Origin of the sequence: Paraburkholderia phytofirmans OLGA172, from assembly GCF_001634365.1 — a bacterium.
In the GTDB taxonomy this organism is placed as follows: domain Bacteria; phylum Pseudomonadota; class Gammaproteobacteria; order Burkholderiales; family Burkholderiaceae; genus Paraburkholderia.
The window spans coordinates 2,490,434-2,506,784 of sequence record NZ_CP014578.1; the positions used below are offsets into that span (position 1 = coordinate 2,490,434).

A 16,351-nucleotide genomic window follows, 5' to 3' on the forward strand; every position below is an offset into this window, starting at 1 on the left:
TTAGAGGCCCCCGCGTGATTCGCGCGAAGGGCGTTGACCCGGCCCCTGGCTGCCCCCGTGAACTCGCGCTGGCTGGTTCACAGCGGCAGCGGCAGCGGTCGCCGCGGCACGCGGCGCCGTTGCCACGGCATCGACGTTGGCGTCGGCATCGGCCGTGCCTGCCGCCACGCGTCCCCGCGACGCCGCACGCGCCCGCAGCATCGCCTGCGTGACCCTCACGTGCTGCATGGCATAGTTTTGCGTGGTCAGATCGCGCGACAGCAAACCGGCGGCCGCCGCCTGTGCCTGGCGCAATGCATCCAGCGGAGCGGCGGCGAGCTGATCCACCGCCTCGCGCAGTGCCTGTGGGTCGAACGGCGGGATATAAGCCGCCTCGTCCGCCGGAAAATAATCCTGCAGCGCGCCGACGTTGGTGACCACCATCGGCTTGCCGACCGCCGCCGCTTCCAGCATCACCGTAATGCCCGAGGCATGCGAATTCGGACGCAGCGGCACCACGATCACGTCGGCCCAGTCGTAGAGTTCATGCTGTTTCCTGATGCCCGAGAACAACGCGATCTCGACGTTCGGCGCGCGCAATGAAGCGGGAATCCGCCGGCGTGTCGCGAGCTTCACCGTGTAGCGCGCATCGTTGCCGAAGGCCTTGATGAGCGTTTCCCAATCGCGGTCGCGATCGTTGCCGATCGCGGCGATGCGGATCGGCGTATGCGGTGTCCATTCGGTCGGCGCCTTCACGGGAAAGTCCTGCGTGTTCAGGCCGTAGAAGAGCGGTTTCGCGTCGCGATTGAAGTAGCGCTGGCACAGTTCGGCGTTTTCGCTGGCGAGGGTGGTTAGCTGGTCGGCGCGGGTCATCAGCTTGCGATACAGCCAGCTGCGCAGAATCCCGTAGGAAGGCCATTTATCGAGCAGCCACACGCTTTGCGCCAACAGCAAGGGTGCTGCACCAGGGCCGGCCTTGCGGCCGCTCAGCAGCAGCATCAGCGCGGCGGACAGCCATTCCTGCTCGGTATGCGTCCAGATCACGTCCGAGCGCAGCATTTCGTCGCGGTTGCGCCACGTATGGATGAAGTCGAACCCGAGCGCCGCCTTCAGCGCGCGGCGCAGCAACCGCACCGGCTTGCTTTCGCGCGCGTCCTGCGAATAGGTCAGCGCGAACGCATCGGATTCGGCATGGTGATACCCATACAAACAGCCGATGTTGTCGCCCGGCCGGTAAAAGCGCGGGTCGGCGCCGTAAAACAGATGAACGTGAACTTTCGTACTCATGCAGACACTCCGCTCTGCCGGTGGAAAGGAGCATCGGCATGCGCGAGCAGGCGCGAGTGCCGATGCACGAACGTGCAGGACGATTGGGTCACGCGATCCGCGACAGGGCACGGCGCGCTTCATGCGCGCCGGTGCGCACCGCACGCCAGCGCGACAGCCGCAGGCCCGCCTGTTTCGAAACCAGCGCGAGCGCGGCGTGCGTGAGGCCCGGATACACCCGCGTGCCGACCAGCGTCCACCACCACCACGCGGTTTCGCGGCGCAGCGGCGGCAACTGGTCGCGCAGGATCAGGTGGAAATTGAAAGCGGCATTGCGCAACGCCGTCATGGTTTGCGCGTCGCGCCGGTCTTCGTCGAAACGTTCGGCCGGGAAATGGTCGACGGCCACGCGCGGGTCGTACATCAGCTTCCAGCCGGCGTTCTTCACGGCGAGGCTGAACGCCATGTCGTTGTGGACCTGGGCGCCCGCGCCGCGCAGGCGCTGATCGAAACGGATCGTGCGCACCGCCTCGCGCCGGTAGCTCATGTTGGCGCCCTTCAAAATGTCGACTTCGCGTGCGCCGCCCACACCCAGGTGGTGATTGCCGATGATCTTGCCGTGCGCCGTGACCTTGCCGACCAGCGGCCGCTCGCCGTCCAGCACGCGGCCTTTTTCATGCACCCAGTCGCGGCCGCCCAGCGCACCGAGGCGCGCATCGCTTTCGAACGCAGCAGCAATCCGTTCGACCCAGTCCACATGCGGTGCGGCGTCGTCGTCGGTAATCGCGATCACGTCGCCGTTGGCCGCATCCAGTCCGCGATTCAGGGCGGCGACCTGGCCGGGCACGTCCACCGGCGCGACGAGCAACGGCAACGTGCCCGGCACGGCGGGATCGCGCAGGCAGGCATGAGTCGCTTCGTCGTCGGCGCGCGCGACCACCACCACTTCGTCCGGCACGCGCGACTGCCGTTGCAGCGCGGCGAGGCAGCGCGCCAGATCGGCCGGGCGGCGGTAAGTCGGAACCAGTACCGTCACTTTCATCGTGATGTCCTCTTCTATCGTGTTTGCGCTGGGATCGGATCAATGGGCTTAGCCTGGGGCTCAGATGCTCAGACTCAGGTACTCAAATATTCCTCGACCGCTGCATAGCCATGGGTATAACCGCCGCGCGAACGCGCCGGCATCCCATTGAAGATGCCGCCCTGCACGTGCACGCCGGCTGCGCGCAGGCGCTTCAGTGCCTCCGCGATCTCGCCTTCGTTGTGCACGCCCGAGCGAATCACGAAGAAGGTCGAACCGGCATAGGCGCCGATGATCGACGCATCGGTCACGGCCAGCACCGGCGGCGTGTCGATCAGGATCACGTCGTAGCGCTTGGCGAGGCCATCCAGGTATTGCGGAAGACGCGGCGACATCAGCAGTTCCGACGGATTCGGCGGACGGCGGCCGCAGGAGATGAAGCTCAAGCCTTCGACGTTCGAGGTGCGGATCGCTTCTTCGAGCGAGATCTGCCCGCTCAGCAATTCCGACATGCCGTTGTCCTGCGCACCGCCCATATAGCGTTCGAGCACGCCGCGACGCATATCGCCGTCGATCATCAGCACGCGTTTGCCCGAGTTCGCGAGCAGCACGGCCAGATTGACCGTCAGGAAGCTCTTGCCGACGCCGGACATGGGACCTGTCAGCATGACGATGCGGTTCTTCGCGTCCATCATCGTGAACTGCATGGAGGTGCGCAGGCTGCGCAGGCTTTCGATCGTGACGTCCTTCGGCCGCGCATTCGCCAGCACCGAGCGCAGGCGTTCGCCGCCGCGCTGGAAACCGCTTTCGAGCACAGCCTGTTCGGCGCTCAAGGGCACGAGGCCGTACACCGGCAGATGGAACGCGCGCTCGATATGGTCGGGGTCGTCGATGCCCTTGAACATATTGCGGCGCAGGAACACGAAACCGGTGCCGCAGATCAGGCCCAGAATCACTGCCGCCGACAGGATCAGCACCTTCTTCGGCTTGACCGGCGCACCCGGGCGCATTGCCTGGTCGACGATATGCACATTGCCGCCGGTACCGGCCTTCTGCACCGACAACTCCTGCACGCGGTTGAGCAGCAGCACGTAGATGTCTTCCGCCACCTTCGCGTCGCGTTGCAGCTGCACGGCCTTCACTTCGGTCGCCGGCAGATCGCGGAAGCGGTCAGCGTATTTGGCGCGTTGCGCCTCCAGTTCGGCCATTTGCTGGCGCGCGGCCACGAGCATCGGATGGTCGTCGCCGTAGCGTTCGGTCAGCTGCGCCATCTGCAGACGCAAACCGGCGATCTGCTGCTCGTACTGCACGCTGCCTTCGAGGTAGACCTTGGCTTCGTCGCTCGCATTGATCGAACCGGATTGACGCTGGTAAGCGGTCAACGCGGCTTCGGCGCGTTCGAGATCGGACTTCAGGCGCGGCTCTTCGCTCTTCAGGAAGTCGAGCATCTTGCTGGCGTCGACCTGTTTGTTCGACACGTGCTGACGGACATACGACTGCGCGAGCGCATTGGCCACCAGAGCAGCGTGCTCCGGACTCTTGTCTTCCAGCGAGATCTGGATCACGCCGGTTTGCTTGCCCTGCTCCTGCACGGTGATCGCCGACTGGAACGCGGTGATCGCGTCGAGATCGTTAAAGCGCGTCACGGTGAACTCTTCACCCGGCCGGGCCACCAGCTTGCTGACGAGGATCGTCACGCCGCCGCCCTGTTCCTGCTGGCCAACCTGGCCGCGCAGCAGCAGCGTGCCGTTCTTTGCATAGAGTTCGTAGTGCTGTTCGTCGAACACCTTCATCGTCAGCTTCTCGCCTTCGAGCGCCGGCACCACGTCGAGCGAATCGATCTCGGCGTCTTCACCGCCCCAGGCGTATGAAGCCAGACCCAGCCACGGCTGCGCCAGCTGGCCCGGCGTCGCCATGTGCGCGGCAATGCTGCCAAGCAGCGGAATCGTCTTCGGCACGACGCTGAAGTTCAGCTTCAGTTGCTGGACCACCGGGCCGACTACGCCGCGGCTCTTGATGATTTCGATTTCGGCGTCGGTCGGCAGCGAAGTCGAGCCGGTCGTGATGGCCGCGCCCGTTTGCGTCTGCGTGAGCGCCTGCGAGGTGTTGTCGGACTGCTCGACCCGCACGTGCGCATCGGCCGAATAGATCGGCTTGGCGAGGAAACAGTACGCGGCGGCCAGCGCGACGATCACGCCGGCGATCGCGATCAGCCACCAGATGTCGTCGAGGATCACCTGCACCAGTTGCCCGAGGACGACGTCCTCTTCTTCGGTCTTGATCGGACCGGCCATGTGTGGAGAGATTTGGTTGCTCACAATTCGATCCCGTTTCGGTTGCTTCGGCGTGGGCTTCGGCATGTGCTTGCGCGTTTGCCTCGGCGTTTGCTTCGGTCCCGCGCCCTTTGAGAGCGGCGCGGGCCTGTCGACGGCTCAGACGGTTATCTCGTCAACTGCTTCAGGTAGAACAGCGTCTGTACGCTCGGCAGGACTTGCTGCAACACACGGTTGAACGTGGTCGAAGCCGCGGTGCCCACATACACGACGTCCATCGGTTGCAACTGGAACTGGGACGACAGCATGATCGCGTCGGGCTGCGTCATGTCGAGGCGGTACACGTCCGGCGTGGTCGGATGCTCGCGCATGCCGCGCATCACGAAGATCTGGCGCGGATTGGCGTCCGTGTCGAGAATGCCGCCCCCCTGGGTGAGCGCGTCGGCGATCGTCAGGTGGCCCTTCAACATCGGCAGCTGGATCGGCGTCTTCACTTCGCCCATCACGAAGATGCGGCTGTCGCTGCGATCCGGGATGTTGATCACATCGCCGTTTTGCAGCATGACGTTCTGCGTGGTGTCGCCCTGGTCGAGCATGCGGTTGGCGTCGAGCACGTACAGCTTGTTGTTGCGCGTGAGGCGCACACGCTGGATGTCGGCGTCGCTGTTCGTGCCGCCCGAGCGCGTGATCGCGTCGACCAGCGTGAGCGGCACGTCGCTGATGGCGAGCGGGCCCGGCGTCTTCACGTCGCCGGTCACCTGCACTTTCTGGCCGCGGTACGACAGCACGCGCACGTCGACCTGCGGATTGCGGATGTAGCGCACGAGGCCGGCGCTCAACTGATCGCGCACTTCGCCCACGGTCTTGCCCGCGGCCCTGATGCGGCCGACGAACGGGAAAAAGATCGTGCCGTCGGCGGCAATGGTCTGGCCGTAAGGATCGGCCTGGCCCGGCAGCGCGGCCGTGTATGGCTGCTGCAACGCGCCGCCGATACTCTGCGTGGTGTTGCCGCCCGCCGACAGCGTGCTGCCTTGCGGGGTGGTCAATTCAGGGTGATCCCACACGGTGATGCCGAGAATGTCCTGCGGCGAGAGCCGGTACACATACTGCGACGGGTCGGCAAAGTGCGAAGCCGGCAACGCCGCCTGCGCGGCGGAGGCTTGCGCCTGCGCTTGCGCCGCAACCAGCGGGCCGTCGATCAGATGGACCGGATAGGTTTCGTTAGCTTGTTGACTCTGGTGCTGACCGTCGTCTTTCAGACGGGACGTGTCGAGGTAATTGCCAGGTGCGGTAGCGCAGGCCGACAGAAAGGATGTCAGCAAAAGCGTGGCGGCGAATTTCGAGTTGCAGTTCGCGAATGTGTGTGCAGTGAGTTTTTTCATCAGCATATTTTTTTCAGCCATCCCATGACCAGATGTTCGATGAGCACGAGACTCTCCCTATAGTCGGCTTCCACGTGGCCGTGCGGATCGGCGACGTCGGAGTCGGCTTCCCATTTGCCGAGTGGGTAGACCTTGCCGCGCGCGGCAGGATCGAGCGCTTCGACCGCGCCCACCTGGGTGCGCTCGGTGACGAGCACCAGGTCGGCGCAACGCACGAGCTGGCGGTCGAGGCGCCGCGAATAGTGGATCCCGGAGGCGACGCCCTGCTCGTCGAGCAGGCGCCGCATCACCGGGTCCATGCCGTGGCCGTTCACGGCACGCAGGCCCGCCGAATGAAACGCGATCGGCGCCGAGGACGAGCGCGACGCCGCGCGCTGCCGGGACTTGAACAGCATTTCGGCGGCGGGCGAACGGCACACGTTGGCGTGGCAGACGATCAGGACGTTGGCGAACATAGCGGGCTCCTTGACGAGACGTGGCGGCGCGGCGGCGTATGGGCCAACTTACCGGCCGACCTCGACCGGGTGGGCCGAGCGGGCCGACCCGGCCGTGATCGGCAGACCGTTCGCGCCGACCTTCGCCGGCGCATGGCGCAGCGCGTGCTGACGGCCGATCGCGTGATACTCGATACCGAGTTCGAGCAGCGCGTCCGGCTCGTACAGATTGCGGCCGTCGAAAATCAGCGGCGTGTTGAGGCTCTCTTTGAGCGAATCGAAATCCGGACTCTTGAACGCCTTCCATTCGGTGAGGATCACCAGTGCATCGGCGCCCTCGGCCGCTTCCATCTCCTCGTTCACGAACGACAGGCGCGCATGCTGTTGCGGCACGTCTTTCAGATCGAGTGCGAACACGCGCTTCGATTCGTCGATCGCAACCGGGTCGTAGGCCTTCACGCGCGCGCCGCGGCGCAGCAGTTCGGCGATCAGCGGACGGCTCGGCGCTTCGCGCATGTCGTCCGTGTTCGGCTTGAAGGCGAGACCCCACACGCCGAAGGTGCGATCCGACAGGTCTTCGCCCAAACGATCGACGATCTTGTGCGCGAGGATTTTTTTCTGCGTGTCGTTGACGGCTTCCACCGCCTCGAGAATGCGCAAGTTAGCCTTGTGGTCGGCTGCCGTGCGAATCAGCGCCTGCACGTCTTTCGGGAAGCACGAACCGCCGTAACCGCAACCGGCATACAGGAAGTCGTAGCCGATCCGTGGATCGGAACCGATGCCGCGGCGCACCGCTTCGATATCCGCGCCAACGCGGTCGGCGAGATTCGCGAGTTCGTTCATGTACGAGATACGTGTGGCGAGCATCGCGTTGGCCGCGTACTTGGTGAACTCGGCCGAGCGCACGTCCATGTACAGCGTGCGCTCGCGATTGCGGTTGAACGGGGCATAGAGGCGCTTCATCAGTTCGCGCGCTTTTTCGCCCGGCGCGTCTTCGTCGCAGCCGAGCACGATGCGATCGGGCCGCGTGAAATCTTCCACGGCCGCGCCTTCTTTCAGGAACTCCGGATTCGACACCACGGAGAACATGTGGCTCGCGTTGCGCGCAGCCAGTTCCTCGGCGATTACGTCGCGCACGCGCGAAGCCGTGCCGACCGGCACCGTCGATTTGTCGACGATCACCTTGAAGCCCGTCATATGGCGGCCGATGTTGCGTGCGGCGGCCAGCACGTATTGCAGGTCGGCGGAGCCGTCTTCGTCGGAGGGCGTCCCGACCGCGATGAACTGGATGTCGCCGTGCGCGACCGCGGCCTTGATGTCGGTCGAAAACGTCAGACGGCCTGCTTTGCGATTGCGCGCAATGATCTCCTGCAGACCCGGTTCATGGATCGGCACGCCGCCGTTGTTGAGCACGTCGATCTTGCGCTGATCGACGTCGAGACAGAACACGTCGTGGCCGATGTCGGCCAGACATGCGCCCGTTACGAGGCCTACGTAGCCACTACCGATGATCGTCAGGTTCATCTATTACACCTCGGAAAATGGAATTGATTCAGAAGAGCCGTCGCGCGATGCGTTGCGCGGCCACTGCCCGATAAACGGTCAATACGGCGCTCAGTAAGCGTTGCTGCCCACAAAGCCCTTCCACAGCGTCAGCACGACGATCTTGATGTCGAGCCAGAAGGTCCAGTGCTGCATGTAGTACAGATCGAGCTTGACGCGGCCCATCATCTTTTCGATGCGGTCGGTTTCGCCGCGATAGCCGTTGATCTGCGCCCATCCGGTGATGCCCGGCTTGATCCGGTAACGGTGCATGTAGCCCTTCACCAGATCCTTGTAGATGTCGTCGTGTTCGAGCGCGTGGGGGCGCGGACCGACCACGGACATCTCGCCGCGCAGCACGTTGATGAATTGCGGCAATTCGTCGAGGCTGGTACGCCGCAGGAACGCGCCGACCGCCGTGATGCGCGGATCGCGCCGCGTGGCCTGGGTGATCCGGCCGGCCTCTTCCTTGTGCATCTTCATCGAGCGAAACTTGTAGATCTCGAACTGGTTGCCGTCGATACCTTTGCGCTTCTGGCGGAAAAACACCGGGCCCGGCGAGCTCAGCTTCACCATCACCGCGATCAGCAGCATCGCCGGCGACAGCGCGGTCAATGCCGCCAGCGCGAACAGACGGTCGAACACGCGCTTGGGCAGCACGCGCAGATCGGTGATCGGCGAGGCGGCCAGGTTGATCGCCGGCACACCGAGCAGATCGACCATCGGCTGATTGAAGAGCGTGAGGCTGCGCACGTCCGGAATGAAGCGGATGTTCACGAAGTCGTTCTTCAGGTCCATCACGAAACGGTGGATCGCCTTCTCCTTCGAGATCGGCAGCGCGAGCCACAGCTCGCGAATCGCGCGCTGACGCACCAGTTGAAGCATCCGCGCGTAATCGCGCTCCACCGGCACGCCTTCGATCGAGTCACTCGCGTCGGGGTCTTCGTAAGGGTTGATCGTGCCGTCCTCATCGAACACCACGACGGGACTAAAGCCCGCTTCCGGACGGCTGCGCATCTGTTCGATCAGGAACCGCCCGTACGGTGCGCCGCCGACGATCGCCACCGCGCGCTGATTGAAGCCTTCGCGGCGCAGTCCGCGCAGGATCGAATAGACGATCACCTTGGTGACGATCAGCAGCGCGATCGTGGCGACTGCCCAGTACACGAGCCATAGCCGCGACAGGCTGTCCGAGCGGTGCAGGCTGAAGCTGATCAGCACGCCGGTGACTTCGACCATCACCCAACCGCCCGCGACGCGCCACAGCAGGTCGTAGAGCGGCTTGCCGCGCCACGACTGATAGATCCCCAGCGCGGGAAAAAACACCACCACCAGCAAGCAGTCGAACGCGAGCGACACGCTTTGGACGTCGTCCAGCCACACCAATTTCCCGCTGTGCACGGCCGTCGCAATGGCGGCGCCTAGCGCGACCATAGCGATGTCGATGATTCTCGATAGAACGCTCAGCATGCGGTGCCCCTCAGTTCGTCAGTCAAGTGCCATCCGTTGGTTGATTGAATTCCCGTCACACTCACAAGTCCTGCCGCCGGGGGCGCAACGCCGGTATTCGCGCCCGCCAGATACATGCGCGACGCGAAACTGATTGAACCGGTGCTAATTGCCCTGCCACCTTCCAGATAAAAAATTCCTGAACTGGCGATTTGGAAATCAGGTGTCTGAATGAGTGAATACCCTTGTACAGGTATAGATAAAGCGACATTAAAATTCGGACTGCAAGACAGCAAAATATCTCAAAATGTATCGGTCAAAATTTCGGTATTTTTTCTGAATTTTGTACGGCAATTGTTACCGAATTGGCGTTTGAGATATCCTTTTATCGCCTTTCTGGAGGCGGCAGTGAGTCAATTTTCCTGTTTTCCTACGAAGCTTACATCGCGTCGTTCGCCTCCATTTTCCATCGTTCCATCGAGAAAAAAATTGCCCGCTATTTTTTTCGGGTAATTTTTCTTTTTTAAAAATTAATCGGACATTTTTCCTTCATGAAACGGCTAAATTTATTGGACGTTTTATATAGTTTCTATTTAACGCGCTTTTATTGATTCCTTACTTCGTGATAAAAATCGACGCATTCACCCAGCCTCGAGGAGTCCATCATGACAGCTCCGGTTACGGCCACTCCCGCCGACACCCGGTCCACGCAAGCTATGCCCCTTAACGTCAAACTCAAGGTTCATCCCGTGATTCTGGCGGGCGGCTCCGGTACACGGTTGTGGCCGATGTCGCGCGAACAGCATCCGAAACAACTGATTGGCCTGCTCGGCGACGACTCGCTGCTGCAGTCGACCACTCGTCGGCTCGACGGGCTCGAAGCCGGCCACCCGCTCGCGGAGCAGCTCGTCGTCGTGGCCAACGAGGAACAGCGTTTCACCACCGCCGAGCAATTGCGCACGAGCGGCAAGCCGACCCGGCTGATTCTCGAGCCCGCCGGGCGCGACACGGCGCCGGCGCTGACGGTGGCCGCCCTTTCGATCGCCGCGCAGGACGAGGACGGCATCATGGTCGTGATGCCCGCCGATCACGCCGTGACCGATATCGACGGTTTTCATGCGGCAGTGGCCGCCGGCGTACAGCATGCGGCTGCCGGCCATATCGTGACAATGGGCATCGTGCCGACGCGTGCGGAAACAGGCTATGGCTACATCCGCATCGGCGCAGCGCTCTGCATGCCTAACGACGCTCGCGCAACAGACGCCGATGCAGCCGGCAAGATCGGCGCGCACAAGCTCGATCGCTTCGTCGAAAAGCCCCATCTGGAATTGGCGCAGCGTTATATCGAATCGCAGGAGTACTGGTGGAACAGCGGCATTTTCATCATGCGCGCGTCGACCTGGCTGAAGGCGATCCGCCACTTCCAGCCGGCGATTCACGAAGCCTGCGAAGCGGCGTTCGCAGGCGGCAAAGCGGACGGCGATTTCTTCCGCCTGCAACGCGACGCGTTCAGCGCCTCGCCGTCGAATTCGATCGACTACGCGGTGATGGAGCAACTGGGTAACGATCAGACCGCCGCGTCCGGCGTGGTCGTGCCACTGCAGGCGGGCTGGTCGGACGTGGGCTCGTGGGACGCGATCTGGGACATCTCGGAGAAAGACGCCCACCAGAACGTGGGCCGCGGCCGCGTGATGTTCGAAGGGGCGGCTTCGACCTTCGCGCATTCGGAAGGACGCCTGATTGCCTGCGTCGGCACGCAGGATCTCGTGGTGGTCGAAACGGCCGATGCGATTCTGGTCGCGGACAAATCGCGCGTGCAGGACGTCAAGAAGATTGTCGGACGGATTCGCAACGATGGCGGGCTGGAGGCGGCCAACCATCGCAAGGTGCATCGCCCGTGGGGCAACTACGATTCCGTCGACACCGGCGAGCGCTTCCAGGTGAAACGCATCGTCGTGAAACCCGGTGCACGGCTTTCGTTGCAAATGCATCATCACCGCGCGGAACACTGGATCGTCGTGCGCGGCACCGCGCTCGTCACGCGGGGTGAAGAGCGCTTCATCGTCTCCGAAAACGAATCGGCTTATATTCCGCTGGGCGTCACCCACCGTCTCGAGAACCCGGGCAAGATGCCGCTCGAAATGATCGAGGTGCAGTCGGGTTCGTATCTCGGCGAAGACGATATCGTGCGCTTCGACGACACGTATGGACGTCAATGATTCACAACGGATGAAGCGGGAACCTGCGGCGGTTGCTCCTAACGGCCGCGGGGTGCTGCTGCGCTAGCCGCCGCGCTTACAGCCGTGCTCATCCCGCTTGGGAGATGAGTTCCGGGTACAGCGGGAAACGATCTGATTCACTGCTTTCGGTCGCAGGCGCTGCCGGTTCGCTGGGGTAACGGCGCAGCGGTCCACGGAACGCATTGAAAGGACTGTGCAAAGGGCCGCCGTGATTCACCGTGACCGGCGCCGGTACATGACGCATGGCCGGCAACGGGCGCGCCGCCGCCGCGTTGACTGCCGGTGCGGCGTCGGCTGCAGCCTGTGTGCGGCATTCGCGGTCGATCCACTGCCGCGCCCATTCGAGCGCGTATCGCTCCGCTTCGTCGGCCTCTTCAAAGCGCGGGCCGACGAGGCCGGAACGCTCGACGCGTTTGCCGTCCTTCATGATCTCCGCCCACGCGCGATACATGGCGTTGGGAACCTGCTCCGCCGCAACGTAGATCACATAGCCGCGCCGGTCGGCGACCTGCGTGCCGCGCGGCGCGAGATTCATCGACAGCGGGCTGCGCTGCTCCTCAAGCTGTTGCGTGCGGCGTGCCGAAGCAATGGCCGAATCCAGACTATGCATGGCCGCGTCCACCGCTCGCGCTTCGTGCGTGCCTTGCACACCGGCGCGCACGGCAGGCCGTGCTGCGAGTGACGAGGGCGACGAAGACGCCGAAGATGCACGGGACACCGGCGGCACGTTCGTCAGCCCGGACAACTGGCGTGTGATATCGGCGATCGGATCGGCCGGACGCCAGTTGCTCAGGCTGCTCGAGACACCGGGCGCTTGCCACGATTCGGGGCTCTTCCACGACACACCACGCAGACTTTCGTCGCGCACGCTGGGGGTTTCCGCTACCGGTGCTGCCGGTTTGGCCGTGACGGGCGGTGCCGGTTGCGGGACGTACGCGAAGGTGCGCCCGGTTTGCGACAACAGCCGAACCATCTCGAGGAGGGTGCCGTTCAACTGCCATTCTTCAAAACGGCGCCGGCATGTGGGGCCCGACGGATAGCGCCCCGGCAGCTTCGACCAGGGTTCGCCAGTTGTCAAAATCCACAGGACGGCATTCGCCACGATGCGCGGTTCGGCGCGGGGCCGTCCGCGTCGGTTCAGACGAACGGCCGGCTCATCGGACACAAGCGCTGCTAGCAGCGCCCATTCGTCATTGCTTAGCTCATCAAAAAACATGGGGTTTTCTCCACGCAGCCTGGCCGGGCCGCGGCTTTGGGCGGCCACGGATTCAACTTTCACGATCCGTGTGCAGCCTTCGGTTGCACAAATATGTTTTGTACGTTCTGTCTGTTGGTCAATATCGCACTGACTTAGTGCGATTTGTCCCTATTGCGAAGCACAAAACGTGGTCTCACTCGTGCGTGGGAGAATTTGTGCACGAAGCATACCATCACCAGGGTTTGCATGAATATCGTTGAGACAAGTGTTACGGATGGAAACAATCTTGTCCTTTTTGCTGCGTCATTTCACGCATTGCTGTAACAGAACGGCTGTCGGTTCCAGCTTCGAAAGACACTATTGCACAGCACAATGACACGACAAATTCGGCGAATTGTCTTTACGAAACAGGCATTTGATCCACAATGCATTTTCATGTGCTTTTGGCGTATTTTTCCCCGGCCGGGAAGCGCGCGGGCGCAGCGGATGGCCAGCACCTGACTGGCATCGAGGCGCACGGGCCGCGCAAGCGAACGCGGCGCTTCTTCATGCTGTTCGCCTTCCTCTCGGCGCCGCGCGAGCGTGGCCGAGCGGCTTGCTTCTAGCGCACCGGGTTCGCCGCGCCCGCACCCACCACAGTCATCCATTGGCGTACGCGCCAGTTCGCCACGAGCCCCGCGAGCACATACGGATCGGCTCTGGCAAAAGCTTCGGCGGCTGCAGGAGAGTCGCCTTCGAAGAGCAGCACGGCAGTGTCCACGGGCTCGGTCAACGCGCCGGCCAGTTGTAATTCACCGCGCGCCGCTGCTGCCCAGGCGAGCGTCAGATGGGCGTCGCGATACGCGCCACGCCGTTCGAGGTAGTCCGGTACGAGGTCATAGATCAACAGATAGTGCATGGCGAGCCTCCTTTGGTTCGCGTGACGAAGACAGTGGGCGGCGCATCGGCGCAGGAATTCGAGTCAAGATTACCCATAGGGTAGTCAATGGTATTTTTCGCGGATTTCCTATTCATTTGCATCTGCAGCAATGTGGATCTAATGCTTAATATTTGATCACCTATTTCAAATGACGGTGAGCCAATTCATTGGCATGCGCCGCGCCAATTATTCCGGATTGCATATCATATTTCTGCACTGCTGCGATTCAGCCGTTTCATTCGCCGGAGCATCGCCATCCTTGCGGTGTAGGTGAAAACCAGCGTGAGCGCTTGTCAACCGGAGCACGCCTTTGTCCGTTCTGGCAGACAGCATTTGCCATAACGGACGTGCCGATGCGCCCTGGACAGCATTTGCCATAACGGACGTGCGCGAGGCGCCCTGGACGCCCTTGACGCCCGTGCGCATGAGCCGCCAAAAAAACGTTTTCACCACCGATGGAGTGTCACATGAAAATCCAATCCGCTATCGCTACGCTGGTGCTGGGTGCTGTCCTCGTATCGCCGGTGTTCGCGCAGAACAGCCAGCAAACGAAAATGGCCGACTGTAACAAGCAGGCCGGCGACAAGAAAGGCGACGACCGCAAGGCGTTCATGAAGACCTGCCTGTCCGCCAAGCCGGCTGCCGCAGCACCGATGAGCCAGCAGGACAAGATGAAGGCGTGCAACACGCAAGCCGGCGACAAGAAGGGCGACGACCGCAAGACGTTCATGAAGACCTGCCTGTCGTCCGCGCCGGCTAACTGAACGCGAGGCAATCGGCGCAGCCCACACGCCGCGCGTTCAACGGCGCATTGCTCGAACGGGGCCGCGCCGCTGTCCGGCGCGGCGGCTGTCCTTGCTTCTGTCCTTGCTTCTGTCCTTGCTTCTGTCCTTGCTTCTGTCCTTGCTTCTGCCGTTGCTTCGGTCCTTACTCCCGCTCTTCTTCGCAGTTCATTTCCCCGGCAACCGCTCTCGCGCCACTGATTCCTTCGCTGTCCATCCGCGCGAATGCGCCATTTTTCTTCTATGATGGCTGCGGAGACGGCCCACCCCCACACACAACATTAGACGGGCCGCCATCTTGTCGTTGGTGCTGCAGAGCACCCATCGGAGGCAAGGATGGTATCGAAGCATAAAAACCGCTGGTTGAGGCGGTGGCTGGTCGTCATCATATTCTGGGCCGTGCCCGTGGCGATCGTTGCGGTCAGCGAGATCCGGGAGGAAATGGCGTACAACGCCGTCGACCTCGACCGCGCGCTGACCACCTGGAATTTCACCGACGCACAACGCGCCGCCGGCGCGCCCGCGCGCTGCCACGGCAAGCCTGACGAGGCGCAAGCCGCCGGCTGCCCGGCCGATGTGCTGGCCGCCAATGCGCCGCGCCAGCAGGACGCCCGCAACGAATATGGCGTGCGCCGCTCTACGCTCATGGCTTACCTCTGGCATGCGTTCGTTGGCTACTGGATCGTGCCGGCTATCACGCTGTTCCTGATCGGCGTGTTGATCGGGATGATTCGCCGCGCGCTGCGGCGCCCGCCTGTCAAAAGTCCGGTGAACCACGGGTGAGGATGCGGATGCAGCGCGAAGGCAACACTTTCAGTTCGATTTCAACGCGAATCGTGACCGCGAAAAATCGGTAAAAACGGGTCCTTGAGACGGTCCAGTGCACCCGCCGGCGAGCCCGCCCCTGCCCGGCACGATTCGTCGGGAACCCATTCGAACGCCCTGTCCGAGCGTCGTTTTAACGCTCTCCCGCAGCCGGTCAAAATTACATCAACGCGCCCTGCGATGGGTCGCAAACCCCCGCCACACAAGGCTTTTCGCCGAACGGCGAAGTACGCCTTCCCCGCTTGCGTGTGATATAACTTAAAGGCAACCCGGCAACACCCATGAGGTTGTGCCCAGGAACCACGACGGAGAAAAACGATGCAAAGACGAAACTTCATGTTGAAGACGACCGCTGCGCTCGCTTTCGGAGGCCTTGCCCTCACCGGTTGCACGACCACCAGCAGCAGTCCAAGCACGCCCTCCACTGATGCATCCAAACGCCAGTCGATCGATGCCAGCGTCGACGGCACCATCTCGCGCCTGTTCACGACCGTGAAAGGTTCGCGCGAACTCGTCTCCAAGGCGCGCGGCGTACTGGTGTTCCCGTCGGTGCTGCAAGCGGGCTTCATCGTCGGCGGCCAGTATGGCGAAGGTGCGCTGCGCGTCGGCGGCGGCACAGTGGGTTACTACAGCACGGTTTCCGGCTCGCTCGGTCTGACGGCAGGCGCGCAGTCGAAGGCCATCATCTTCCTGTTCATGACGCAGGACTCGCTCGACACATTCCGCAACGCCGACGGCTGGTCGGCGGGCGGCGACGCCTCCGTCGCGCTGGTGAAGATGGGCGCCAACGGCGCGATCGACACGACCACGGCAACCGCCCCGGTCGAAGTATTCGTGCTGACCAACTCCGGCCTGATGGCCGATATCTCGCTGCAGGGCACCAAGGTGTCGCGCCTGAAAATCTAGGCCCGCGCTCCATTGGCCGGCCCTGAGCGCCGCAGCAATAAAAAACGGCGATGCGCATGGCACGTCGCCGTTCTTTTTCGTTTTGCCGCGTGAGGCGACGCTACGCCGCTCTTTTGCCGCGTGAGGCGACGCTAC

The 16,351-nt window shown here is 62.8% G+C and carries 13 protein-coding genes; 4 read left to right on the forward strand and 9 right to left on the reverse strand.

All coding sequences use genetic code 11. The annotated features are described in order from the left end of the window. The 7 genes from AYM40_RS10825 to AYM40_RS10855 all read right to left on the reverse strand — a co-directional run bounded on the left by AYM40_RS10825 (nucleotide 1) and on the right by AYM40_RS10855 (nucleotide 9,367). Nucleotides 1-1,266: a glycosyltransferase gene (locus AYM40_RS10825; protein WP_063496224.1), complete on the reverse strand. Its 1,266-nt coding sequence runs from the start codon at nucleotides 1,264-1,266 to the stop codon at nucleotides 1-3. 88 nt (nucleotides 1,267-1,354) lie between these two features. After that, nucleotides 1,355-2,287 (reverse strand): glycosyltransferase family 2 protein, encoded by a 933-nt coding sequence (locus AYM40_RS10830; protein ID WP_063496225.1) that lies wholly within the window; start codon nucleotides 2,285-2,287, stop codon nucleotides 1,355-1,357. 74 nt (nucleotides 2,288-2,361) lie between these two features. Then, nucleotides 2,362-4,560 (reverse strand): polysaccharide biosynthesis tyrosine autokinase, encoded by a 2,199-nt coding sequence (locus AYM40_RS10835; RefSeq protein WP_063496226.1) that lies wholly within the window; start codon nucleotides 4,558-4,560, stop codon nucleotides 2,362-2,364. A gap of 146 nt (nucleotides 4,561-4,706) precedes the next feature. After that, the gene (locus AYM40_RS10840; RefSeq protein ID WP_063496227.1) at nucleotides 4,707-5,927 is read right to left on the reverse strand and encodes a polysaccharide biosynthesis/export family protein; all 1,221 of its coding nucleotides are present in this window, start codon (nucleotides 5,925-5,927) and stop codon (nucleotides 4,707-4,709) included. Beyond that, a complete protein-coding gene (locus AYM40_RS10845) occupies nucleotides 5,921-6,376 on the reverse strand; it encodes an exopolysaccharide biosynthesis protein (protein WP_063496228.1) in 456 nt (151 codons plus the stop codon). Before AYM40_RS10845 ends, AYM40_RS10840 begins: the two co-directional genes overlap by 7 nt. 48 nt (nucleotides 6,377-6,424) lie before the next feature. Further along, nucleotides 6,425-7,879 (reverse strand): UDP-glucose dehydrogenase family protein, encoded by a 1,455-nt coding sequence (locus AYM40_RS10850; protein ID WP_063496229.1) that lies wholly within the window; start codon nucleotides 7,877-7,879, stop codon nucleotides 6,425-6,427. Nucleotides 7,880-7,969: 90 nt separating this feature from the next. Continuing rightward, entirely contained in the window at nucleotides 7,970-9,367 is a 1,398-nt protein-coding gene (locus AYM40_RS10855; RefSeq protein ID WP_063496230.1) for an undecaprenyl-phosphate glucose phosphotransferase, read from the reverse strand. 644 nt (nucleotides 9,368-10,011) lie between these two features. On the opposite strand from AYM40_RS10855, the gene AYM40_RS10860 reads away from it, so the two are divergent. Then, nucleotides 10,012-11,565 (forward strand): mannose-1-phosphate guanylyltransferase/mannose-6-phosphate isomerase, encoded by a 1,554-nt coding sequence (locus AYM40_RS10860; RefSeq protein WP_063496231.1) that lies wholly within the window; start codon nucleotides 10,012-10,014, stop codon nucleotides 11,563-11,565. A gap of 88 nt (nucleotides 11,566-11,653) precedes the next feature. Here AYM40_RS10860 and AYM40_RS10865 read toward each other — a convergent pair whose 3' ends face one another. After that, a complete protein-coding gene (locus tag AYM40_RS10865) occupies nucleotides 11,654-12,802 on the reverse strand; it encodes a DUF6566 family protein (RefSeq protein ID WP_063496232.1) in 1,149 nt (382 codons plus the stop codon). A gap of 583 nt (nucleotides 12,803-13,385) precedes the next feature. Then, nucleotides 13,386-13,682, reverse strand: a complete 297-nt coding sequence (locus AYM40_RS10875) for a YciI-like protein (RefSeq protein WP_063496234.1) — start codon at nucleotides 13,680-13,682, stop codon at nucleotides 13,386-13,388. Between the two features lie 488 nt (nucleotides 13,683-14,170). On the opposite strand from AYM40_RS10875, the gene AYM40_RS10880 reads away from it, so the two are divergent. The 3 genes from AYM40_RS10880 (at nucleotide 14,171) to AYM40_RS10890 (ending at nucleotide 16,216) form a co-directional block, all read left to right on the forward strand. Further along, nucleotides 14,171-14,467, forward strand: a complete 297-nt coding sequence (locus tag AYM40_RS10880; protein ID WP_063496235.1) for a PsiF family protein — start codon at nucleotides 14,171-14,173, stop codon at nucleotides 14,465-14,467. Nucleotides 14,468-14,821: 354 nt separating this feature from the next. Then, nucleotides 14,822-15,268: a hypothetical protein gene (locus AYM40_RS10885; RefSeq protein ID WP_063496236.1), complete on the forward strand. Its 447-nt coding sequence runs from the start codon at nucleotides 14,822-14,824 to the stop codon at nucleotides 15,266-15,268. Between the two features lie 360 nt (nucleotides 15,269-15,628). Then, a complete protein-coding gene (locus AYM40_RS10890) occupies nucleotides 15,629-16,216 on the forward strand; it encodes a YSC84-related protein (RefSeq protein WP_063496237.1) in 588 nt (195 codons plus the stop codon). The last annotated feature ends 135 nt before the right edge of the window (nucleotides 16,217-16,351 follow it).